Origin of the sequence: Lacibacter sp. H407, assembly GCF_037892605.1 — a bacterium.
Lineage (GTDB): Bacteria > Bacteroidota > Bacteroidia > Chitinophagales > Chitinophagaceae > Lacibacter.
Genome location: NZ_JBBKTU010000001.1, coordinates 3,437,838 through 3,461,590 on the forward strand (window position 1 = coordinate 3,437,838; position 23,753 = coordinate 3,461,590).

At 41.3% G+C, this 23,753-nt stretch carries 16 protein-coding genes; 6 read left to right on the forward strand and 10 right to left on the reverse strand.

Annotation, left to right across the window (positions count from 1 at the left end; genetic code table 11):
* Positions 1–47: 47 nt before the first annotated feature.
* The 5 genes from WG989_RS14950 to ggt form a co-directional block, all read right to left on the reverse strand.
* Positions 48–935 (reverse strand): bestrophin family protein, encoded by an 888-nt coding sequence (locus WG989_RS14950; RefSeq protein ID WP_340430550.1) that lies wholly within the window; start codon positions 933–935, stop codon positions 48–50.
* Positions 936–974: 39 nt separating this feature from the next.
* Positions 975–1,613 (reverse strand): porin family protein, encoded by a 639-nt coding sequence (locus WG989_RS14955; protein ID WP_340430552.1) that lies wholly within the window; start codon positions 1,611–1,613, stop codon positions 975–977.
* Between the two features lie 34 nt (positions 1,614–1,647).
* Positions 1,648–2,685 (reverse strand): aminotransferase class I/II-fold pyridoxal phosphate-dependent enzyme, encoded by a 1,038-nt coding sequence (locus WG989_RS14960; protein ID WP_340430555.1) that lies wholly within the window; start codon positions 2,683–2,685, stop codon positions 1,648–1,650.
* A gap of 5 nt (positions 2,686–2,690) precedes the next feature.
* The gene (locus tag WG989_RS14965; RefSeq protein ID WP_340430557.1) at positions 2,691–3,215 is read right to left on the reverse strand and encodes a DinB family protein; all 525 of its coding nucleotides are present in this window, start codon (positions 3,213–3,215) and stop codon (positions 2,691–2,693) included.
* Positions 3,216–3,344: 129 nt separating this feature from the next.
* On the reverse strand, positions 3,345–5,030 hold the full coding sequence (gene ggt, locus WG989_RS14970) for a gamma-glutamyltransferase (protein ID WP_340430559.1): 1,686 nt from the start codon (positions 5,028–5,030) through the stop codon (positions 3,345–3,347).
* Positions 5,031–5,163: 133 nt separating this feature from the next.
* On the opposite strand from ggt, the gene WG989_RS14975 reads away from it, so the two are divergent.
* The gene (locus tag WG989_RS14975) at positions 5,164–7,677 is read left to right on the forward strand and encodes a M14 metallopeptidase family protein (RefSeq protein WP_340430561.1); all 2,514 of its coding nucleotides are present in this window, start codon (positions 5,164–5,166) and stop codon (positions 7,675–7,677) included.
* A 61-nt stretch (positions 7,678–7,738) separates the two neighbouring features.
* On the opposite strand, the gene WG989_RS14980 is transcribed toward WG989_RS14975, so the two are convergent.
* The 4 genes from WG989_RS14980 to WG989_RS14995 all read right to left on the reverse strand — a co-directional run bounded on the left by WG989_RS14980 (position 7,739) and on the right by WG989_RS14995 (position 15,834).
* Complete coding sequence (locus WG989_RS14980; RefSeq protein WP_340430563.1) at positions 7,739–10,147, reverse strand: hypothetical protein; 2,409 nt, start codon at positions 10,145–10,147, stop codon at positions 7,739–7,741.
* Positions 10,148–10,228: 81 nt separating this feature from the next.
* Positions 10,229–11,023, reverse strand: a complete 795-nt coding sequence (locus WG989_RS14985; protein ID WP_340430564.1) for a hypothetical protein — start codon at positions 11,021–11,023, stop codon at positions 10,229–10,231.
* Positions 11,024–11,048: 25 nt separating this feature from the next.
* Entirely contained in the window at positions 11,049–12,695 is a 1,647-nt protein-coding gene (locus WG989_RS14990; protein WP_340430567.1) for a SusD/RagB family nutrient-binding outer membrane lipoprotein, read from the reverse strand.
* 19 nt (positions 12,696–12,714) lie between these two features.
* Positions 12,715–15,834 (reverse strand): SusC/RagA family TonB-linked outer membrane protein, encoded by a 3,120-nt coding sequence (locus WG989_RS14995; RefSeq protein WP_340430568.1) that lies wholly within the window; start codon positions 15,832–15,834, stop codon positions 12,715–12,717.
* Between the two features lie 268 nt (positions 15,835–16,102).
* Between WG989_RS14995 and WG989_RS15000 the strand changes: the two genes are divergently transcribed.
* Positions 16,103–17,098 carry a cation diffusion facilitator family transporter gene (locus WG989_RS15000; protein WP_340430569.1) on the forward strand — a complete coding sequence of 332 codons (996 nt, stop codon included), beginning with the start codon at positions 16,103–16,105 and terminating at the stop codon, positions 17,096–17,098.
* Between the two features lie 9 nt (positions 17,099–17,107).
* Here the strand turns inward: WG989_RS15000 and WG989_RS15005 are convergent, their stop codons facing one another.
* Positions 17,108–18,268, reverse strand: a complete 1,161-nt coding sequence (locus WG989_RS15005) for a serine hydrolase domain-containing protein (RefSeq protein WP_340430571.1) — start codon at positions 18,266–18,268, stop codon at positions 17,108–17,110.
* A 140-nt stretch (positions 18,269–18,408) separates the two neighbouring features.
* Between WG989_RS15005 and serA the strand changes: the two genes are divergently transcribed.
* The 4 genes from serA (at position 18,409) to WG989_RS15025 (ending at position 23,676) form a co-directional block, all read left to right on the forward strand.
* Positions 18,409–19,647: a phosphoglycerate dehydrogenase gene (gene serA, locus WG989_RS15010; RefSeq protein ID WP_340430573.1), complete on the forward strand. Its 1,239-nt coding sequence runs from the start codon at positions 18,409–18,411 to the stop codon at positions 19,645–19,647.
* 11 nt (positions 19,648–19,658) lie between these two features.
* Positions 19,659–20,969 carry a tetratricopeptide repeat protein gene (locus WG989_RS15015; RefSeq protein ID WP_340430576.1) on the forward strand — a complete coding sequence of 437 codons (1,311 nt, stop codon included), beginning with the start codon at positions 19,659–19,661 and terminating at the stop codon, positions 20,967–20,969.
* Between the two features lie 15 nt (positions 20,970–20,984).
* Positions 20,985–22,241 (forward strand): tetratricopeptide repeat protein, encoded by a 1,257-nt coding sequence (locus WG989_RS15020; RefSeq protein ID WP_340430578.1) that lies wholly within the window; start codon positions 20,985–20,987, stop codon positions 22,239–22,241.
* Between the two features lie 154 nt (positions 22,242–22,395).
* Positions 22,396–23,676, forward strand: a complete 1,281-nt coding sequence (locus WG989_RS15025) for an NAD(P)/FAD-dependent oxidoreductase (RefSeq protein ID WP_340430580.1) — start codon at positions 22,396–22,398, stop codon at positions 23,674–23,676.
* Positions 23,677–23,753 lie beyond the last annotated feature (77 nt).

The following is a 23,753-nucleotide window of genomic DNA, read 5'->3' on the forward strand; positions in this document are numbered from 1 at the left end:
ACAAAACAGTAAATTATACAAGCTTTGCAATTAATTATGAAACCCCGTTAGTGAAGAATTTCCTGTACATGCTTTTTGATGTTGGAAGCAATTTTTTCCATTGGAAGATCGTTGGCATCTATTCCAAACGGATCTTCAATTTCTTCCGCCACCAGTTCAAGACTTGCCAACACGTAAAACACAAAGGTTACAACTGGTATTACATAGTAGCCCATACTGAAAACATAACCAAATGGTAAGGTCATTACATAAATGAAGATGAATTTCTTGATAAATACGCTGTACGAAAAGGGGATAGGTGTATTCTTGATCCGCTCACAGGCACCGCATATATCCGTAAATGATTTCAATTCTTCATTCAAAATGATCAATTCGTCGCCGGTAATTTTTCCCTGCTGATGAAGGTGATAAGCCCGGTTAAACAACTGGGATGCTACCTGGTTAGGGATGTGTTTACCCTGATCGATTTTTGCCAGAATATGCCCATGGTCATCTTCATCAAACAAGGCTGTTTTGGTTGATTCCTGTTGAAGATGGTTCAAGAGGCTGTATGCAAAAAAAGGAATACTGGTGCTGAAAAAAGTACGGTTGTTCTTATCATCTGCTTTCAAAATGGCTGAGAGCTTAATGGCCAGGTTGCGGCTGTTGTTTACTAAAGCGCCCCATAGTTTACGTCCTTCCCACCAACGATCGTAGGCAGTGTTAGTACGAAATACCAGCAGCATTGAGATCGCAAAGCCCATAAGGCTATGCATAAGAGGTATGTTTTTTACATGGCTGTTGTCGGATAGTTTCAGCACTTCCTGTTCGAGTACAGCAATGAGTGCAGAGTAAACAGCAATGCCCAGTAAAAGAGGGGAGAGTTTACGAATGGTATCCGACTTATGTAAACGGAATATAAACGTGAACCACTCTTTCGGATTATACCTGATCATAAATGATGGTCGGAGATTAAGTTATGAGGTGTAAAGGTCTTATTTTTTCTTACCAAACCAATAGCCTACACCTGCACTGATGGTATGAAATCTGATGCTTGGTCCGCCATCCCGGTTCATCATATTGCTTAGGCCGAATGCATAGTCAACCAACAGGCGCAAACCATTGGTTGTTTCGTAACCTAAACCACTGTGCCAGCTTGCATCATATTGTCCATAATCCTGGAATCCATATTTCAACTTTCCTTTTATGGGCGTACCATTCTGATCTTGCTTTACCTGCTTACCGCCAACACCGAAACCAAGCGATGGCCCGATCATTACGAACATGGTGTTTTCATTTTTGTCTGGATGTTTGAAATCAATCTGTACAACAGGCATTACACGGATCTGCAATTCTGTTACTTTGCTTAATTCATTTGCAGGGAGTGTTTTTGCTTTCATGCCACGGTAATTGAAATCGATCTGTGGTGCAAAAAACAAGCGATTGTCAAAAGGTATCTTCATCATTACACCTGCATAACCGCCATGAGCGCCTTCTGTTTCGGCAGCTGTGTAGGATACAAGCGAATAGTTGTATCCGCCTTTAATTCCATAATAGATTTTACCAAGTGATTGGGAAGAAGCAGAGGCAACAAAAAGGGTACATGCTGTAAGCAGGAAAAAGAATGATCTCATCTGTTTGTATTTGTTTAAATGATTGTCGATGTGTTTAAAACTGCTCAATCAATTGAGCCAGTTTTTCAAGATCGGATCTTAAATGGAGGGCATTCACAACGACTCTGTTTACAGGATCGCTTTCAGGATGAGGATAGGAGAAGGAAGAGATGATCGTATGGTTTTGGAGCAGGTAAGGGGCGATCCCTTTTTTTGCCAGCACAAACACAGGCGTTCCTTCATTGGCCACAAATGTATTGTTTGTTGTCAGCTTTTGCAAGTAATCTATGTTTTGAAGCAAAATTTCCCGTTGTTGCTGAAACAAATGCCCCGCATGCAGCCATGCAAACGCCAATGAAGGCATGAGCGGTGTGCTGGTGGCATAATTCACATGCCGGCGAACAGCGCTTAACCATTTACGTGAGCCGCAGACAGCGCCTCCGTTGATATGAAAGGCTTTAGATAAAGAGAAGTTGAGTAATAATTCAACGGAATAGGGCAGTTGCAAGAATGAGCGGATACCTTCGCCTTTTTCACCCAACCAGCCAATACCATGCGAATCGTCGATGATGAGTGTGATGTTGAAGGTGGCCGGTGTTGTTTTTAAAAAAGAAAAATCGTTTACACGACCAGGTGTTGGATTGATGCTATCTGCCACCAATCCGAACTGAAATTCATTTGCAGCAGCACGTTCAGTTAAAAAATCGGTCCAGCTTTGTTCTGCCGGTATTTGTTTTAATCCATCTAATGCAGTTGAAGCAGGGTGGGTATGGTGCAGATAGTACACATTCATTTTTTCCTTCACCACTTCTACTGCTGTACGTGCCGATAAGAAGCCGGAAGAGAAACAAGCGGCTTCTTCCGTATTCGTATAATTGGCCAAAGCTTCTTCCGTATTAGCATACAGATCAAGTGCTGTGTTGGAAATTCGGGAAGAAGGATAAACAACACCGTATTGATCAATTCCTTTTTTTACCAGATCAGTAAATGCCGGCAACATACCCAACCCCAAATAAGAATACCCGGAAAAGAAATGATATTCCTTTCCATCGATCATTGTAGTGCGGCCGGGTATTTGCGAAAGAGTGATCATGTATCTTATTTCTTCATTTGCCGGTTAAATTCATCGGATGCTCCTTTTGGAATGGAAAGACTCAGCCATTCTTTGTTTTTTATCATCCGTCCAATAAAAACAATTTGTCCTACATGGTATGGATAATGCGCCATTTGGCGGTTGAGGGCATCCATCACCGTTAGTTCTTCGCTGCGGATGCTGATGGTTTTTAACAGATCATCTTCTGTAAGCTGATTTATTGCGTTCATGACACAAGCCCAACCATCTTCCCATTTTTTCAATAATTCTTCTTTGCTAAGTTGTTGTTCTTCAAATTCTGTATCACGGTTGCGCCATTCCTTTTCGCCGTCTTCGGTTAAAAAATTGGTGAAACGGCTTTTCATATTGCCAGCCATGTGCTGTATGATGATGGCGATGCTATTGCTCACTTCATTGGGCTGAAAATGAAAATCGGCTTCGCTCAGTTGTTCAAATGTTTTATCAGCCAGTTCTTTGTAATAACTGATGCGTTTGATGTAAGATGTGAGGAAGGCTGTTGCTATTGACATGTTATGAGTTAAAAGTTATGGGTTGTGAGTTGGCGTGTTAATCAAAATGTGTTTGTTTTATTTTTCCCCGATTGGCTATTGCCTGTTGTTTTTTGTATTTCGTACTTCTAACTTTTTACTTCGCACTTGTCAATATCCTTCTGCATGATCATCACCACGATTATCTGCAACGGCTTCAACTTTACCATTTACAATCTTAATCGCTTCAAACCGGCCGATATTATTTCGTTCTACAATTTTATAGCCCATCTCTTCCAGTTTTGTTCGTACGTCCATGGGAAATGCTTTTTCCACATACACAACATCGGGTAACCATTGGTGATGGAAGCGTGGTTTCCAAACCGCATCTTCCAAACTAAGATTGAATTCGAGTGTATTCAGTAACACTTGATAAACCTGCGTAGTGATCGTTGTACCTCCCGGCGTACCAAGCACCAAGTAAGGTTTACCATCTTTCAATACAATTGTTGGCGACATTGAACTCAACATGCGTTTGTTTGGCGCTATCGCATTGGTTTCTGTTCCCAATGCACCATACATATTAGGTACGCCGGGTTTAATACTGAAATCATCCATTTCATTATTCAATAAAAAACCTGCACCTCCTACAACGGTTCTGCTGCCATAGCCGCCATTGAGTGTAGTTGTTACTGCTACTGCATTACCCCATTGATCATACACACTGAGGTGTGTTGTTTCTTCACTTTGCGGATCTACATTGCCATGACCGGTTGTTTTACTGTTACCGGCTTTGTTCATGTCATAATCGCTCATGCGTTCCCGTAAGTACTCAGGTGAAGTAAGTTTTTTAACCGGCACTTTTACAAAATCACGATCGCCTAGAAATTCAGCACGGTCGGCATACGCACGGCGTTCAACTTCCACCATCAATTGCACGGCCTGCCATGAATGAAAACCATATTGTGCAATATTTCGTGGCTCCGTCATACCCATCATTTGTTGAATGAGTAAACCGCCGCTGCTAACGAGAGGCATACCGATAATGGTATAACCTTTATAGTTCGAAAGCATTGCTTCCCGCTTGGCAGCTTTATAATTCTTCAGGTCGGCCAATGAGATCATTCCACCACCACGTTTCATTTCAGCAACAATTAACCGGGCTGTTTCACCTTCATAAAATCCTTTTTGTCCTCCATCACGAATGCGTTTGAGTGTGTTTGCCAAATCTTTTTGTACTAATGTATCACCAGCTTTCCATCCACCATATTTAATGAACGCATGTTGTTTGCTGCTGTATCGAACAAACGATCCCATCGTAGCATTTAAGCTGCTTGCTTCTGATTCGGTAATTACAAACCCTTTTTCTGCCAGGTCAATGGCGGGTTGAATTAATTGTTTGAACGGAAGTTTTGCATAAGCATGCGTCGCAAACAATCCGGCAACGGTGCCGGGCACACCGGAAGCTAAATGTCCATTTTGACTGATTGAGGTTTGTGCATTCCCTTCTTTATCGAGATACATATCCCTGCTTGCAGCGGATGGTGCTTTTTCCCTGTAATCGAGTGCGATACTTTGTCCTTTACTTGTATGGCCCACTAAAAATCCACCGCCGCCAATATTTCCTGCGCCGGGATATACCACGGCCAAGGCCAACTGTGTAGCGATGGCTGCATCAAACGCATTTCCTCCTTTTTTTAAAATCATCACACCCACTTTACTCGCAAGCGGATGTGCAGTTACAACTGCTCCCTTTTGAACGGTTATTTTCTTTTCGATCGAGTAGTTGTATGGATTGATTTGTCCCTGCGTTTGGAGAACCAATAAAACAAGTAGAAAAGCAGGAATAAGCCTCATGTTGAAAATTTTACCGAAATTAATTTTTTACATCCAAACTCCGCTTATCTTCGACACGATTTAAACCAACTGTATGATAAGCGGCTGACTCCATGTTGGTCGCTTTTTTTAATTTGCACACATATTATAAATTATGAGAAAAATTGTATCCCTTCTGCTTGCAGTTTGTATTACTGCAGGCGCATTTGCTCAATTGCAAAGCCCCGAACAGTTTCTTGGTTATAAAGTTGGCTCCCGCTATACACCTCATTGGAAAGTGGTAAGCTATTTTCAGCATGTAGCAACCAATGCTCCGAAGATGGTGAAGCTGCAACAATATGGACAAACAAATGAAGGCCGTCCGTTGATGGTTGCGTTTATTTCTACTGAAGAAAACATGGGCAATCTGGAAGCGATCCGTGTAAACAATCTTCGCCTGGCCAATCTTACAAAAGATCGTGCTGCACCAAACGAAAATGCTCCGGCCATTGTGTGGATGAGTTATAATGTGCACGGTAATGAAACATCCAGCAGTGAAGCTGCTTTGTTGACTGTGTATGCAATGGCTGATCCATCCAATACAAAAACAAAAGAGTGGTTGAAAAATACAGTTGTGGTGATCGATCCTTGTATCAATCCGGATGGGCGTGACCGTTATGTAAACTGGTTTAACTCCGTTATAGGTACCAAAGCAAATCCACGAATGGATACACGTGAACACCGTGATCCATGGCCCGGTGGCAGAAGCAATCATTACAATTTTGATTTGAATCGTGACTGGGCCTGGCAAACACAGGTTGAAAGTCAGCAACGCATGAAACTCTACAATCAATGGATGCCGCAGATCCATGTTGATTTTCACGAGCAGGGAATTAACGAACCGTATTATTTTGCACCGGCTGCAGAACCGTTTCATGAAGTGATCACACAATGGCAACGTGATTTTCAAACTACCATCGGAAAAAATCATGCAAAATATTTTGATGCAAACGGTTGGTTGTATTTTACCAAGCTGCGTTTCGATTTGTTTTATCCGTCTTATGGTGATACCTATCCTACATACAATGGAGCAATTGGTATGACGTATGAGCAGGGTGGTGGTCCGGCCGGTGGAGCTGCAGCCTTAACAGAAGAAGGTGATACACTTACATTGTACGATCGTGCGATTCATCATTACACAACAGGCATCAGTACAGTTGAAATTTCATCGATCAACGCTAATAAACTTATAACTGAGTTCCGGAAATTTTTCAATAAAGGTGTAAGTACAGGTTTTGGTGATTATAAAACCTATGTGATCAAAAGCAATCCGAAAGATGCAGAAAAGATTCAGGCATTAACACAGTTACTCGATAAAAACGGAATAGAATACGGCAGTGGAAATGGTGCAGGAAAAGGATACAATTATTTTACCGGCAAGGAAGAAAGCTTCAGTATTTCCGGTAGTGATATTGTGGTAAGTGCATTTCAACCACGCTCTGCCATGGTGCAGGTATTGTTTGAGCCAAAATCAAAACTCAGCGATTCTGCCACTTATGATATTACGGCATGGAGTTTACCTTATGCATATGGATTGCAGGCGTTTGCTTCGAAGGAAAAGATCAATGCAGGTGCGTATCAAAAACCTGCGACTGTAAGCAATGCTGTAACTGATGCCTATGCGTATGTGATCAAATGGGAGGGTGTGCAAAGTGCAAAAGCTGCCGGTTTGCTATTACAAAAAGGAATTACCCTTCGTTATAGTGAAGTGCCGTTTGAAGTGAATGGACAAAAGTTTGATCGAGGCTCTATCATAATAATGAAAACAAGTAATAAATCAACAGGACCACAGTTGTGGAAACATGTTACGGATGCTGCCAACGCTGCGAACGTAAAAACTTATCCTGTTGCAACAGGTTTTGTAGACAATGGTGGTGATTTTGGAAGCGATCTTGTTACACCGTTGAAATTTAAAAAAGTTGTTCTGCTTACAGGCGAAGGAGTAAGTTCGTTGGGTGCCGGTGAGATCTGGCATTTCTTTGATAAAGAATTAGAGTACCCGGTATCGTTAGTATATGCAAATGATATCAGCCGTATTAACTGGCTGGAAACAGATGTGATCATTATGCCCGATGGCAACTATCGTTTTATGAGCGATAAAACATCTTCGGATCAATTGCGTGACTGGATCAGCAAAGGTGGAAAAGTGGTAGCACTCGAATCAGCTGTTGCAGCATTTGCCCGCCTTGATTGGAGTGGATTGAAGCCAAAGAAAGCGGACGAGCCAACCACAAAGGAAAAAGAAAAAGATCCCTATGCTCCGTTAACAATCTTTGAAAACCGTGAACGTGATTATGTACGCAACATCACTCCGGGTTCTATCTACAAAGTGGAATTGGATAATACGCATCCGTTGGCATTTGGTTATCCCAATTATTATTTCACCTTAAAAATGGATGATAATATTTACGACTTTATGAGTGGTGGCTGGAATGTAGGTGTTGTGAAGAAGGAAGGCCAATTGGCCGGTTTTGTTGGTTCAAGGTTGAAGGACCGTTTGAAAGATGGATTACTATTTGGCGCACAACCAATCGGTCGTGGTTCGATTGTATATATTACTGATGATATTGTATTCCGCAATTTCTGGGAGAATGGAAAGTTGATGCTGTGTAATGCGGTGTTCTTCTAAATAAATTGACGTCGAATAAAAAGAAACGCTCCGGATGTCCGGAGCGTTTCTTGTATAAATGCTATTCGATAATTTTTTCAAGGTAATACAAGTTGCCTTTCTGATCGATTCCCTGCACTACAAGTTTATACTTCTTTGTATAATCATTATTAAAAAAGCGGATGGTTGCTTTTCCGTTTTCGAATTTTACTTGCGGTTGCCAAAGCAGGGTAGTGCGTCGGTCTTCTGTATTGCGTAGTTCTGAACGTGAAAAATCAGGGTTGTAAAACTGTAACGGTATAGAGTAACCGGTAAGTTGGGATGCTTCAAATCCGGAACGGTTATAGTTTTTTCTGACAGTGTAAATCAAGACGCTTGGTCCTGGTCCCATCTGTCCGAGATGGAGGTTTGCGTTGCGGTTAACTTTTACAAGTACCACTTCATTGGGATTAATAAAGTTTAGTTCATCTGCTGAGATCGGTTGCTCATTGAGGTAGTAGCTGATCATGTCGCCACTCGCAAGACCCGAAGCAGGAGTGCCATCCATTCCTCCGATCTTTTCATAACCGGTATTAAATCGAAATCCAAAAAATTCCTGTTCGAATAACTGTGCAAAACTGATATACCCAAAATTTTGATCAGGTGCTTTTGTAAACTCCGATTCACGGAAGAGGTCCGAGGTTAATGTTTTGTTCAACGAGTCGAGACGTATTTCCTGTTTATTTTTTCCTTTCACAACGATCTCGGTAAGTTCTTTACCGAGTGCTGAAACACTGTAGTTTTTTACAAAATTATTGCTTGCGTCTTTTGCTGTGGTAAGTTCCTTGAATGCCGGGCGAAAGGAAGCAGGTGTAATTTTATTTCCAAGTGTATCAAGGTAGCCTGGCAGGAGTTCAAATTCCAGTTTGCTTTTTTTCTTTTCTTTATTTGTTGCCTGCAGATAAACCGATGCCTGTTTCCGGAAGTGAAGATCGTTAACGGCAAACGCACCTTTTTTGTCGAGCTTGGCAGTTGAAAAAATGGTACTTGAATCAGCTGCTTTGGTAATGATGTCGATCTTGCTCGAATCAAACTGCATACTTTCCTTGTCTTTTTTCACCGTACCTCTGATTGAAATTCCTGTTTCAAAAAAATAACGGAGATCGGGTTGTTTACCGGTGCTTACTTGTTGCCATGAAAAACGTGAGGGTTGTACGGTCAATAAAAGTGCATCCAGGTAAAGACTCTTCAATTCGGCAGAAAGCGGCGGGATATTATTTTGTACAAACCCCGGTTGTTTATTGTTCGAATGCAGTAACTGGTAAGCACGAATATCCGGATGACTGACAAACGAATAAGCAGGAAGGTCGGCCGGAATTATCGAAACAGAGAGTTCGGGTATCTCTGTGCCTGAATAATTCAGCTGCCATTTGTTTTTCCCTTTCGGTTCAAATGAAAGTGAATCTGTGGTTATTGTCAGATTTTTTGTTACGGGCATTTCAACCCAAACCCATCGTTCTGCGATCGGTTGAAGTTGACTGTTCAATGCAATTACCTGGAGCAGTCCTTCAGCTAATGTTTTCTTATTGATAATCGAAGCATTTTGTGCTTCATCGAAATTGAATGTTTGTGTAAATACTGTTTTGCCATATTGTTGTCCCACTACTGAAATCACTTTATTTTCATCCATAAATTTTTCCGAAGCATTTGCCTGTACGAAAATTTTTGAAGCTGATAAATTAGATACACTTAATGCCATTCCATTTTTTACAATCTCAGGAACAGGGAACGTTTGACGATTATTCAGATTAAGGCTTACCAATAAACTATATTTCTTTCCAGGCTCCGGAGTAAATTTCACAAGTCCTGTTCCGTTTTCGAATACAGCAGGTTTGCCAACTACTTTCTTTGTTTCATCTATCAAGTCTACTGTTACATCTGTTACAGGTACAGAATTAACATCCGTAATGCGAAAAGCCAGACTATTTTCTATCGATTCAACTAAACTTCCGCTCTCCGGAAAGAAGGTTACTTTAACAGCTGATGCAGGAAGATGGTAAGATTTACTCTGGTCTTTTTTCCCAAGGATAAATACAAACTGTTCGTTGATAGTTGTGGGCTCGTTCAGCATCCACAATGAATAGGAGCGGATGCGATAAATGCCTGTTGCCAGCGTATCGGGAACAAAGATATTTCCGGTAGCTGTTCCCTTTTCCGCTTTCCACATTGACTTTGCATAGATTTTTCCAGTTGCATCACTAAAGTCGGTATACACAACATTGCTGAGTACAACCGGCAGATCGTTCACCGTAAGATAGGTTTTGAACCACACCGTTTCACCGGGCTGATAAAATTGTTTGTCGGTATGCAAGAAACATTTTTCCGAGGGGTTCAATTCATGCAGTTGACGGATATTCGTAATGATCCGTGCAATGCCTGAATCATTTGCCTGACTGATTGCTATTTGATGAACAAATAAAAGGAAAAAAGAAAGTGCTACAATAGGTTTCACTGTTTTTTGTTTGAATGTAAAGTAAGAAAAAAACCTTCTATACAACTTGTATAGAAGGTTTTAACAATTTTACTAAATATGTTATTTGTTCCGGTACACGATTAACCCCGGTGCACGTAAACCCGTAGCGCCAACAAAACCTTTTGCGACAAGTGTAGCCGACATTTTATTGGCGGTGGTTACACTCAATGCAGTACCGATCACCGTATTGGTACCAGCCCATTTGATCTTGAATTGATTGGATGTGGTAGCTGCGGTAACACGTTTTAATTCAATGAACGGAGTAGCTCCTTTGAACCTGACATTTGAAAAGATCAAAGAATCAGTTGTATATGTATACACATCGATCGCCGGAGTTGCGCCTGGAGGGTTTGGAATGAGATTCACAAAACGGATACGATACGATGTATCGTTTTGTGGAATTTTGATATCATCTTCCAATACCAGAAAGCGATCACTTCTGCGTAATGAATCACAAAGGAACATACTGTAATATTTTTGCGATTCAAATGCAACAGGGGTTTGACGGAACAAAAAGGAATCCCTTGTAACAGCAGGTGGGGTGCCCAATGAAAGATTCACATCCAGATATCTTTTCGTTTTTGATTTTGAGATCAAATAATATTCCGGTGCAGCAGGAAAAGTTGAACCCACAGCAGTAGGCACACCTGTAAGTAATTCGCCGTTGTAAATAAACCGAAACGCAGCACTTGTTTGTCCTGAAAATGAAGGCTGCGCATAAGGATACGCATTCACAATTTTTACAAACGAATGCAGTTCGGAAGTTCCGGCCGTATAGCTGGCATTATAATCAGCCTCTTTTTCGCAAGAGAGCTGAACAAATGCAGCAGACAATATGATGAGTAATTTTTTCATTAAAAACTATTTAGTAGATCAGGAATTAAGGTTTAGAGAACCAAACTTCTTTGGTATGCCAGTCGAGTTGATCAGCACCCAAGCGTTTTAATTCCTCAATGTTCCAAACATATTCAGAATTAAAGCGGTAACGAACCCGATATACCAACGCACCGTTGTTATCGGGCCACAATACAGTACCGGATGGAGGGGTGAAGTCACGATATACTTGCTGGCCGTTACGCTGATCGGTATAATGATAACGACGCATATCTACCCATGTTTCGAGGGCACCATGTCCAAAAAGCGCAATGTATTTCTGCAACATAATATGTGAAAGTGTGAGATCATTTGCAGAAGACGGCACAACAGCGGTATTGGCGAGAAATGCATCTCTTACTGCTGGCGTAATAACATTGCTTGTCGGTACTCCTGCTGAGTAATCTGTCCGCAATAAATCAAAGTTCAGTTCAATAGCCTTACGGTAAGCTGTAAGCGCAGTTCCTTTATCATTTTTCAAAAAGGCCGCTTCCGCTTTCATGAATTGTACTTCACTGGCTGTAATAACAGGGATCGGGCTTGCGTTTCTGAAAATGTAACGGGCACGTGCATCGCTGAGAGGCGGCACCAACGAATCATAACGGGCACCCCAAAAACTTTCCGGACGATCGGCGGTATTTGTGATCGCAGTAACACCTGCATTCAGTGGTATTCCATTGAATTGCTCACTTTGTGACGAACGAATGAGGTACCATTTACGAGGATCATCAACACCCGCAAACGCTGTGTTGCTTCCTTTTAACAGGTTGGTAAAAAAAGCACTTTGGCGGATGGCAAAACCAGTTCCGAGGTTGTTGCGGAGCGGTCCCCAAAAACTATTATCAGCAGAAAGACCGGGGGTTGCCTGGAATCTGATTGTAGCGTTTTCGCTATTCGTTGCAATGGCACGATCAGCATAATAGATAACCGAGTCCGGTTTGTATTCAGCTTTGTTACTTAAATGGTGGTAGGAGCGGGCTAGAATTGCGTACACAAATTTTTTCCATTTGTTTACATCGCCGTTGTATAAAAAAGCATCTCCAACCGCAAGATTTTGTTGGCTTACACCACCGCCCGTTTTGTCAAGATTTCCCAACGCTTTAAAACATAGCTCTCTTACATATTTGTAAACGTCTTCTTCTTTATCGAACGTAAACGTAAGGAGGTTTGTATTCAAGGCATCTTTTAAAATTACTTCACCATGATAGTCTGTAAGCTGTAACCAGCTCCATGCAAAAATTGCCTGGCCCACACCTACGTAATCCCATTTTTCTTCTTCCTCCGCCCATTGCATCATTCGCATACAGTTCTGCCCGATATCATAATAATGGGTCCGCCAGATGGAACCTGCATTATCGCTTCCATCTACTACACCACCCATACGCTCATACGTGGTGCTTGAGTTGCGTGTAGCACTTACAGTGTAGCTTGCAAAACTTTGGATATACATAGATATAAAACGGGCATCACTCATCACTCCATGCCCTGCACTGTTACCTACCATCGATGAAATAATTGGTGGTAATAATGTTTCAACCGGCACTTTTACAGGGGCATTTGGGTTGAGATAAGCCTCGTCAATTTTTTTATTGCAGGAAGCATTGATACCTGAAATAAACAGAAGCGTTACAGCTATTTTATTGATTGATTTCATTTGATTCATTTTTCAGGGATTAAAAAGAAGTTCTGATTCCGACGTTTACACTTACGGGAACAGCGATGTTACCAAAGTCGAAACCTGATGCCCCTACACCTCTGGTGCCGGCAGTATTCCCATTCACTGCAGGATCGGCACCACTGTAATTGGTAATAAGGATAAGATCATTGCATGTTACAAAAGCGCTTAGTGTTTTTAATACCTTTTGTTTACTGATCATGCTGCTGAAATTATAGGAGAGGGTAATGTCTCTCAAACGCAACCAGTTGATGTTTTTTTCAATAAACTCTTCTTCCGGCATGGCGGTAAAATAGCTTTGTGAAAAGAACGGTGTAACAGCGATTGTATTCCTTGTTGGATTAGCTGTGTTTTGCAAACCATCCTGTAATACACCTTCGATAACTCGTGGTGTAAATCGATCGGCCGTTTTCAAACTGCGTCCTTGCAAGGTGAGGAACATATTGGTGCCGTTAAAAATATCACCACCTCTGCGCATATCCCATAACATCGTTAAAGAGAAATTTTTGTAGCGAAAACTATTATTAATTCCCAAGGTGTAATCCGGATTCCGATCTCCTTTTACTTTGAAAGCAGATTCGATGACAGGCAAACCGGTGGTAGGATTAATAAGAATCTGTCCGGCATTGTTCCGAAGGTAACCATATGATGTAATTGAGGTAGTAGGTCCCCCTTTGATTAAACCACCACGTGCATTGCCATACAACCATGTATCAGACACGTAAAACTCGGGAACATTGGCGGGTAAACTCAATACTTCATTTCGCATCCGGTTGAAATTTAGCCCAAGGTTCCAACGAAAATTCTGCGTTTGAACGGGTGTAATATTCGCTGCAACTTCAACACCGGTGTTGCGGGTAGAGCCAACATTCAATGTATTTAACACAAAGCCGGTGCCATAACTGGAACGAAATCCTTCAACGATCTGATCTGTATTCAATGTGTTATAATAGGTAATGTCAAGGTTCAGCCTGCTTTTGAACAATCGAAGTTCAGTACCTATTTCATAGGTCTGTTGTTTTTCCGGAACTAAGAATGGGTTCAGGTTTGAAAATCCATAAGCAAAACCATTTCCGCTGTTTCGTACATTTTGAAAAACAGACTGGTTGCTGTATGCGCCGTTCAAACGGGCAGTAAAGGCAAGGGAAGTACGCAGCTTCCAATAGTTGAGAATTTCGCTCTTTTTCAGTGATGGAAAGATATCGCTCATGATTAGTGATAAGCTTGCTCCGGGATAGTTGTAGTAACGACTTTCTTTAGGAAGGGTTGAGGCTGCTTCAAAACGGTGCGTGTAGCTGAGAAATGCAAGATTTTTATAGCTAATGGCCGCCTCTCCGAAATAAGCTATTTGGCGAACAATTACCTGATTATACTCACCCAGGTTGTTTCTGTTTAAACGGATACGTGTCAGAGGGTCTGTATTAGAGCTGTCTCTGCGGGTAGAATTTTCAAGGCGGGTGCCATATACTGCAAACATTTCTGTTTTATAATCCTGCCACATGGTTCCCAACATCAAGCGACCACTAAAGGCCCCAATTGTTTTTTTGAATGTAGCGTTGATCGTATGATTATACCCAAAATATCTTCTATAAAAATTATCTAACTGTCCACCTTGAGTGGCAGTTGTTAAAAACGATTGCTTATGTACTAAACGTGAACCCTCTGTTTGATAGGTGTCGTAACCAAAACGTCCCTGCAAACTTATCCATGGGGCAGGGTTAATGTTGATACCTAACGTATATGTATACCTGTTCGTAACATCCTGTGAGTTTACATACTTTGCGTTCCATAGAGGGTTGTCAATTTCAAGTAGTGGATCAGTAGCATAAGCCAATAACTTATTCCCGTTTCCATCTTCGATATTAGTTAAATCGAGTTCGTAAGGCCAGCGTAAAAGATTTAACAAGTAACTATTCGCACTTCGAAGTGGGCGTTTAAATTCGGTGCGTGCAAATGAAAAAGACGGTGTTACATCGATATATTTTCCGATTTTGGTGGTGTTACTGATCCTTGCATTGTATCGCTTATACTCATTATAAGGAACTGTTCCCTGAATATCATTTAAACTGCCACTAACTCTGAAGGAATAGTTTTTTTGACCAAATGCCAGACTCAGATTATGTGTTTGTGATACACCCGTTCTAAAAAACTTATCAATATTGTCATAAATTGAAGCCGTGCTTGGGTTTGGGTTTGGCGGCCCGAAATAAGTGAATGTTCGTTGCGGAGTACCGGCAGAACCACTCATAAAATTGTCTGTAACACTCGGTATACGTGTAATTTCAGAAAAGCGGACGCTGTTATCGTAATTAATATCCAGCTTTTTCCCAGTCGAGGCTTTTTTTGTTGTGATGATAATCGCACCTGAACTGGCCTGGCTTCCATACAATGCAGTTGCTTCAGGTCCTTTCAAAACAGTGATCGATTCTATGTCATTCGGGTTGATATCAGCGATACGATTGGTATAATCGTTATCCCGGTTAGGACGATCAAATGCAAGGCCTACAGTTCCAGCTCCACCACTTTCATTGATTGTTTGATTGTCCATGATGATACCATCAACTACAAACAACGGTTCATTACTCAATGCCATCGAGTTAAAACCTCTGATAACAATAGAAGAGGAGGCACCTGCTATCCCATTGGTAGGAGTAACCGTGATACCAGCAATACGTCCCTGTAAAGAGTTTACAAAGTTTTCCCGTTGTGTTTCCTGAATTTCTTTTCCGGTAACACCTTGGGTTGAATAACCAAGTTCACGTGGGTTACGTTTAATGTCCATAGCTGTAACAACTACTTCGCTTAACTGTTGCTTGTCGGCCGTTTCAACCAGGTTTAAATTTACACTTGTGTTGTCTCCAACAGTTACTTCTACACTTTTGTAACCAAGAAATGAGAATACAAGTGTTTGTCCTTTGTTTGCTCTGATTGTAAAAGCACCGGTTGTAGAGGTTGTGGTGCCAATTCTGCTTCCTTTTATTCGAACAGATACGCCTGGAAGTGGGGCGTTGTCGGCAGCATCCCGAATTACTCCTGTAATCGTTTGCTCCTGGGCAAATGCTGTAAGGCAAAGAAAAATACACAGGCTCGCCATAAGCAAGCGTTTTAATTTTCTCATAATCATTATAAGTTTGGTAACCCAAATTAGGAAAATTATGATTACAAAAAACAATGCAGGGCGTCAAAAACGCAAAAAACCTGCAAATACATGCAGTTTTTTTTGAGGTCAACGGCAGAAAACAGCATTGATGATTTGATTAAGATGCATATTCTGGCAAAATTGTAAGAACTGGACAAATGCCCCGACGGCCATGAATTTCGCCGTTTTTCTACGATTAATATTACCTTCCGAGCGGATAGCAAATACCTTAAGGATATCTGTAATCATGAGCCATTTTAAAAATCGAGACCTTTTCTACATCCGCCTGTCCTTCATTCTCAGTACCGTTATTTGTGCTGTAAAATTTGTAGCGTGGTTTGTAACGGGTTCGCTGGTGATCTTGAGTGATGCCTTGGAGTCCATTATTAATGTGGTGGCTTCTGCTTTTGCATGGTACAGTATTTATTTATCCAACAAACCCAAAGACAGGGAGCATCCTTATGGTCATGGGAAGATCGAGTTTTTCTCCATCGGCTTTGAAGGGGCGATGATTCTTATTGCGGGCTTCGGCATTCTGATCCAGGCCATTCTTTTTTTCTTCAACCCAACACCGGTACAGCAACTCACCACCGGTTTATGGTTAACACTGGCAGGTGGAGCCGCTAATTTTTTACTGGGTTATTTTTTATTACAAAAAGGAAAACAGCACAACAGCCTTACACTGCAGGGAAATGGAAAACATATTTTAAGCGACAGTTACACCAGCATAGGTGTGTTGCTGGCCATTGTGTTGATCATGTTAACGGGTTATCAGTGGATCGATCCATTTGCATCGGTGATCGCTGCTGCTATTATAATTTTCACAGGATTTAAATTGATGCGTAAATCGGTGCAGGGTCTGATGGATGAAGTGGATATGAAAATTGTGGATGAGCTGGTTGAAATTCTGAAAGAACAACGACATGCAAACTGGATCGATATGCACAATCTGCGTGTGCAGCAGTATGGCAATTATTATCATGTTGATTGCCATGTAACCATGCCATATTATTTTTCACTGGAAGAAGTGCATGAAGAAATCACCAGTCTTGATAAACTGCTGAATTCAAAATTCCAAAAAGGTACGATTGAGTTTTTTATTCATACCGACCCATGTATCTCATCAAGCTGTGCACATTGCCAGTTGACGGATTGCAAAGTGCGAAAGCATCCCTTTCAACATACCATTGAGTGGAGCCGTGAAAATTTATTGCCGAATCGCAAACATGGATTCGCTGATTAACAGCCGCATTTATTCTTCTTCTTCGTAACTGAACTTGAGTGGCGACAGTGCTTCGATCAACGGCTTCACACGGTAAATATTCCGGTTCATTTTATTGCCCAGTATAATGATCGTTAATGAATCGGGCAGTACACGATAGAAGGTTGAATTGTTGCCATGCCACCATCCATTATGATAAATGATTTTTTTATCGTTTGCCAAAGTGTACATGCGCCAACCTAATCCGTAGTTATGAATACCGGGCTTTTCAAAACTATATGGTTGAAATGCAGAATCGAGTGTTGATTGTTTAAAAAGCTTATTACCATACAGCGCCTGATCCCATTTCAACAGATCGGTAACAGTGCTGTAAATATTCTTATCGCCATAGGTAACATCGAGCCATGTAAATGCTTCCTGTACGCCATTCCACATATACGATGGCGTAACGGTTGCCGAATCATTTCGATTGAATACTTTGGTGCTCGTCATTTGCAAAGGGGTGAAAAATACTTCCTGCAAATAATCTCCATACAATTTTCCTGATACACGTTCAATGATGAGTGCCAGTAATACAAAGTTTGTATTGGAATAATTGAATCGTCTGTTGGCAGGATTTTGTAAGGAAGGTTTGTAGGCGATCAACGTTTGCAACACATCTTCATTGGTAATTTTTATTTTCTTATCCCACTTTACATCTTCTAAATAATAAGCATAGTTTGGTAAACCACTCCGCTGACTTAACAATGTTTTTACCGTCATTCCTTCATAGGGAAATTGCGGAAAGAATTTTTGAAGTGAATCGTTGATGTTCAATTTGCCTTCTTCTGCCAACTTCAGAATTGCCATGGCAGTAAATGTTTTAGTAGTAGAGGCAATATGAAACGGGGTTGCGGCGGTAATGGTATCCTTGCCTTTCAATCGTTCAACACCATTGTATGCTTCAAAAACGATCTGGCCTTTTTTTGCAACCAACATGGCACCATTAAAACCGGTGCGTTTGAGTGAAGAGTCGTAAAAATCTTCTGCAATATCATGGTATCGGTCTGCCTCAGCTTTGGATAATGGATTCACAATGGCAGCATCATTTTCAGCTTCGGTTGTTTTCTTTTTTGCTGATGACGCACCGCATCCTGAAAGGAGCACAAGTGCTGTTATATAAAAGAACGTTCGTTTTCTTACAAATATCATGCTTCCGGTTTTTCGTTCAATTCGTTTTAATAATTACGGGTTATTGACAGTCGGCTGTTGAAAATTTACAAACAACACATTCTATTGATGTTTGGTGGACTATCTTTGCGCTGCAAAATAAGCAAATCATACTTACGACCATGACAGAAAAAAAGACCACCAGTTATCCCAAAGAAAAGATCAATATCCTGTTGCTCGAAAATATCAGTGAAACGGCGGTGCAAAATATTAAAGACAGTGGCTATGCCAGTGTTAAAAAACTCGGCGGTGCATTAAGCGAAGAAGAATTGATCAAAGAGATCAAAGATGTACACCTGCTGGGCATTCGCTCTAAAACACAGATCACACAAAAGGTGCTGGATGCTGCAAATAAATTACAGGCCATTGGTTGTTTTTGTATTGGTGTTAATCAGGTGAATTTAAAAGCTGCCACTACCAAAGGTGTTGTAGTAATGAATGCTCCTTACAGTAACACCAGAAGCGTGGCGGAATTGGTGATTGGCTTAAGTATTTTACTCATCCGCAGAATTATTGATAAAAACAAAGCAGCACACGAAGGCATCTGGAACAAAGATGCAAAAGGCAGCTACGAATTACGTGGAAAAACATTGGGCATTATCGGTTATGGAAATATCGGCAGTCAGGTGAGTGTATTGGCTGAATCGTTGGGTATGAAAGTGATCTATTACGATGTGGTAACTAAACTGCCATTGGGTAATGCTGAACAATACAAACATTTGAAAGATGTGTTGGGTAAAGCAGATGTAGTAACGCTGCATGTACCCGAAACCAATCAAACAAAAAATCTCATCAATAAAACAACGCTGAAGCAATTTAAAAAAGGTGCCATACTCCTCAACTATGCAAGAGGCGAAGTGGTTGACCTTGATGCATTGCGACAGGCATTACTTGATAAACATTTATCAGGTGCAGCCATTGATGTGTTTCCATGGGAGCCCGAAAAAAACGGGGATCGTTTTCAAACACCATTGCAGGATCTTCCCAATGTAATTCTTACGCCACATATTGGTGGAAGTACGGAAGAAGCGCAGCAAAATATTGGTGAAGATGTAAGTAATAAACTGGTGCAGTATCTGGAGCGTGGTATCACCATTGGTTCACACACTGTTCCTGAACTGGCATTGCCGATGCAGGAAGGAACACACCGCATTCTGCACATTCATAAAAACGTACCCGGTGTGTTAAGCCAGATCAATACACAGCTCAGCAAGCACAACATTAACATTGTGGGACAGTATTTAAAAACCAACGACCAGATCGGGTACGTGGTCCTGGATGTAGATCGTGGTCTTTCAAAAAAAGCCGTGCAATTGTTGAAAGAAGTGAAAGAAACGATTAAGGTGCGGATTGTGTATTAAATTCGTGGCCTATGAATGATATGATCAAAAACCTTGTAGAAGCACTGCAACTATCGCCGGATAATGTACCCTTACGTTTGCAGGTGGCCAACCTGATGATGAACGATAAAATGTATGCTGAAGCAGCAGAACAATTATCCGAAATTCTTCAACGTAGTTACGGGCACTCCACAGCCCAGGTGCAATTGGCAGAATGTTTTTACCACATGGAAAAATATTCTGCAGCGTTGATTATTTTTGAGCAACTCAACTTTACTGAACTGCCTGTAACATCTGCTGCGTTATATGTACGTTGCCTCATCAAGGAACAATCCATTGAGCAAGCTATTGATCTGTATAAACAGTTGCTGCTGTTGTATCCCGGTTTTTCAGACGATGAAATTGATAAAACACTTCGTCTTGGTTCTTCTGCAGCGAGCATGGACGATGAGCTTATGATGGATGATGAAGCTTACTTTCTGGAGAAACCCACGACACGTTTCAGCGATGTGGGAGGTATGAAGAATGTAAAAAATGAAATTTCCTTAAAGATTATTCAGCCATTAAAAAATCCCGATCTGTATAAAGCATTCGGGAAAAAGGCAGGTGGCGGAATTTTGTTATATGGTCCTCCGGGTTGTGGTAAAACATTTATTGCAAAAGCAACAGCGGGTGAGATCGATGCAAAATTCATCAGCATCGGTTTGCATGATATACTGGATATGTGGATCGGCAATAGTGAAAAAAATCTGCACCAGGTATTTGAAGTAGCAAGAGCCAATAAGCCTTGTGTGTTGTTTTTTGACGAAGTAGATGCGATCGGCAGCAGCCGTGCCGATTTGAAACAATCGGCCATGCGTCATGTCATCAATCAATTTCTGGCTGAGCTGGATGGGGTAGAAGCAAATAACGAAGGTGTGTTGATATTAGCTGCCACCAATGCTCCGTGGAGTGTGGATGGTGCGTTCCGCAGACCGGGCCGTTTCGACCGGATCATTTTTGTAGCACCTCCCGATGAAGAAGCACGAATCGATATTTTAAAAAATCTGTTGAATGGAAAACCGGTTGGCGAAGTGGATGTTAAAAAAATTGCGGCGCAAAGTGAAGGCTATTCCGGTGCAGACCTCACCGCTTTGATCGACATTGCTGTGGAAGATAAATTAACACAGTCTATTGAAACCGGCGAGTTGCAACCTCTTACTACAAAAGATTTTCTACGTGCATTAAAAATACACAAGCCTACTACACAGGAATGGTTTGCCAGTGCCCGCAATTATGCATTGTATGCAAATGAATCCGGTTTGTACGATGACATTCTCAAGTATTTAAAAATTAAACGATAGACGAATTGCTGCCTTATGGAATTTACCAGTGTACATATCAGCCGGGCCGAAGTGTTGCTTGAGCAAAACAGAGCACAACAGGCGATCAGCGAATTAAAACAAGCTCTGCAAACAGATCCTGATAATGCGTATGCTTATGCATTGTATGCCCGTTGTCATTACCGCCTCGATCAACACAAAGAAGGTGTTGAAAAAATACAAAAAGCTATTTCATTAGAACCTGATGAATCGTATTACTTCTATTTACGTGGTTTTGGTTATTATCATTTGAATAATTCCATTGTTGCAGTTACTGATCTCAATCAGGCTATTCGTTTATTTCCCTACAACGCAGAGTATTTTGGGTTATATGCATTTATCCAGATCGATGAACGGAATTATGAATTGGCATTGACCAAAGCAAACGAAGGACTGGAACTTGATCCGGAAAATCTTACTTGTTTGAATGCAAGGGCAAGATCGCTGAACAAACTCAAACGAAACAACGAAGCAATTGATACCATGCAGGATGCATTGAGCAGTGCACCCGAAAGTGATTTTACACATGTTACCATCGGCTTTAATCATCTGGAGCGTGGCAAGCACAAAGATGCACAACAGCATTTTCGTGAGGCGTTGCGACTTTCACCTACATTGTATTCTGCAAAAGAAGGATTGAAGGAATCGTTGAAATCAAATTTTCCGCCGTACCGAATTATTCTGCAACTGAGTTTTTGGTTGAGCGAAAAAGGAAAAAACTTTCGTGTTGGCTTTACCATTGGATTGTATATCCTCTTCCGTATTTTAACAAGTGTTGCTAACTCTTATCCGGCAGCACGGTTTTTTATTGTGCCGTTTATTGTGTTGTACTTTGTGTATTTCATCTTCAGTTGGATCGGCAGTTCACTTGCAAACTTCATGTTGCTGTTTCATAAAGATGGAAAATACATTGTTGATAACTGGGAACGGTACACCGCCATTGCCATTGTGGTTTGTTTGGTTGCCGGCATCAGCATTGGTGTAACGGCATACATTGGTGCAGCACCCGATAGTATGATCTTGGCCGGTGTTGCGTTAGCCAGTATTTGTATACCTGTCAGCCGGTTTGAAGATGGGGCTTCTATCAAACTCCTTTCAGTAAAAGCAATTTATTCCATTGCATTAATTGTATTGGGTTATGCGGCAGCGCTGATAATACTGCTTTTTCCATTGGTCTCTGTCGGTCCGGTTCTGTTCGGAGTGTTCTTTGTGGGGCTGATTATTTACATGTGGACGGTGGGTGGATGGAATTGATTTTTTCATCGATAGTTATAACGAATCATTTAATGAGATAGCATTTGATTTTTGACTTGTTTGTTGTTATGAATACTTTGGACGAGGTTAAATTATTCCGATATTTTCAAAAAATATTGAAAACTTCGTAACTTTATGACCTCAAACAATCAATATGAAACTCATCATACTCGGCGGCGGCTTCGGTGGTTTACGTTTAGCGAATCTGCTCAGTAACAAGGAAGGCATCGATATAACACTCATCGACCGGTTTAACTATCATCAGTTTCAGCCCTTGTTTTACCAGGTGGCAACAGCAGGTCTTGATGCCTCCAATATTTCGTTTCCTCTTCGCAAAACATTTCAAAAAAGCAAGAATGTGCGTATCCGCATGGCAGAAGTGGAGCGTATTGATACAATTACAAAACAAGTGATCACGAATGAAGACACGTACAGTTATGATTATCTCGTGATCGCTACCGGTGCCTCTACCAATTTCTTCGGCAATAAAAATCTGGAAGAGCATGCGTTCCCGATGAAATCAACTGTGGAAGCATTGCAGTTGCGGCATAAACTCATTCACAATTTTGAAGATGCGTTGCATGTGTCGAACAAAGAAGAATTGCAACGCCTGATGAATGTGGTGGTGGTAGGTGGTGGCCCAACGGGTGTTGAGTTGAGTGGTGCTATTGCTGAAATGAAAAAATATGTGTTGCCGAAAGATTATCCCGAACTCGATTTCAGCATGATGAATATCTACCTGCTGGAAGGCACCGGCAAAACGTTGGCGGCCATGAGTGAACAAAGCAGTGCAAACAGTTTGAACTATCTGCAACGGTTGGGTGTTACCGTACTAACAAATTCGTTGCTGCAGGATTATGACGGAAAAAATGTAACACTGAAAGATGGTACCAGTATTCCCTCTGCATTGGTGATATGGGCGGCCGGTATCAAAGGAAATATTCCGGGTGGTATTGATTCTTCTTTAATTGCAAGAGGTAACCGCATAAAAGTAGATGAATTCAATTTTGTGCAAGGTCTCAACAATGTATTTGCCATCGGCGATATTGCGTACATGGAAGAAGCGCATTTTCCCAACGGTCATCCGCAGGTTGCACCCGTTGCTATACAGCAGGCTACATTACTGGCAGCAAATTTGCTGAATCTGCGACAAGGAAAATCAGCGAAGGCATTTCGTTATAAAGATAAAGGTGCCATGGCAACTGTTGGACGTAACCTTGCGGTGGTGGATGTGCCAAAACCAAAGCTGCATTTCGGTGGCTTTTTTGCGTGGCTCATCTGGATGGGTTTGCATCTGATGTTGATCCTTGGTGTGAAGAATAAATTCTTTGTATTTACAAACTGGTTGTATAATTATTTTACCTACGATCAGAGCTTGCGGTTGATCTTTAAAGAGTTTTACCGGAGAGAAGGAGAGGAAGTGGGTGGTAGATAGGTTTATAAGTTGAAAAGTTGACGAAGGTTGCCAACCTTCACAAAGCTGTTGATAAATTTTAGGACTCGATATATAGG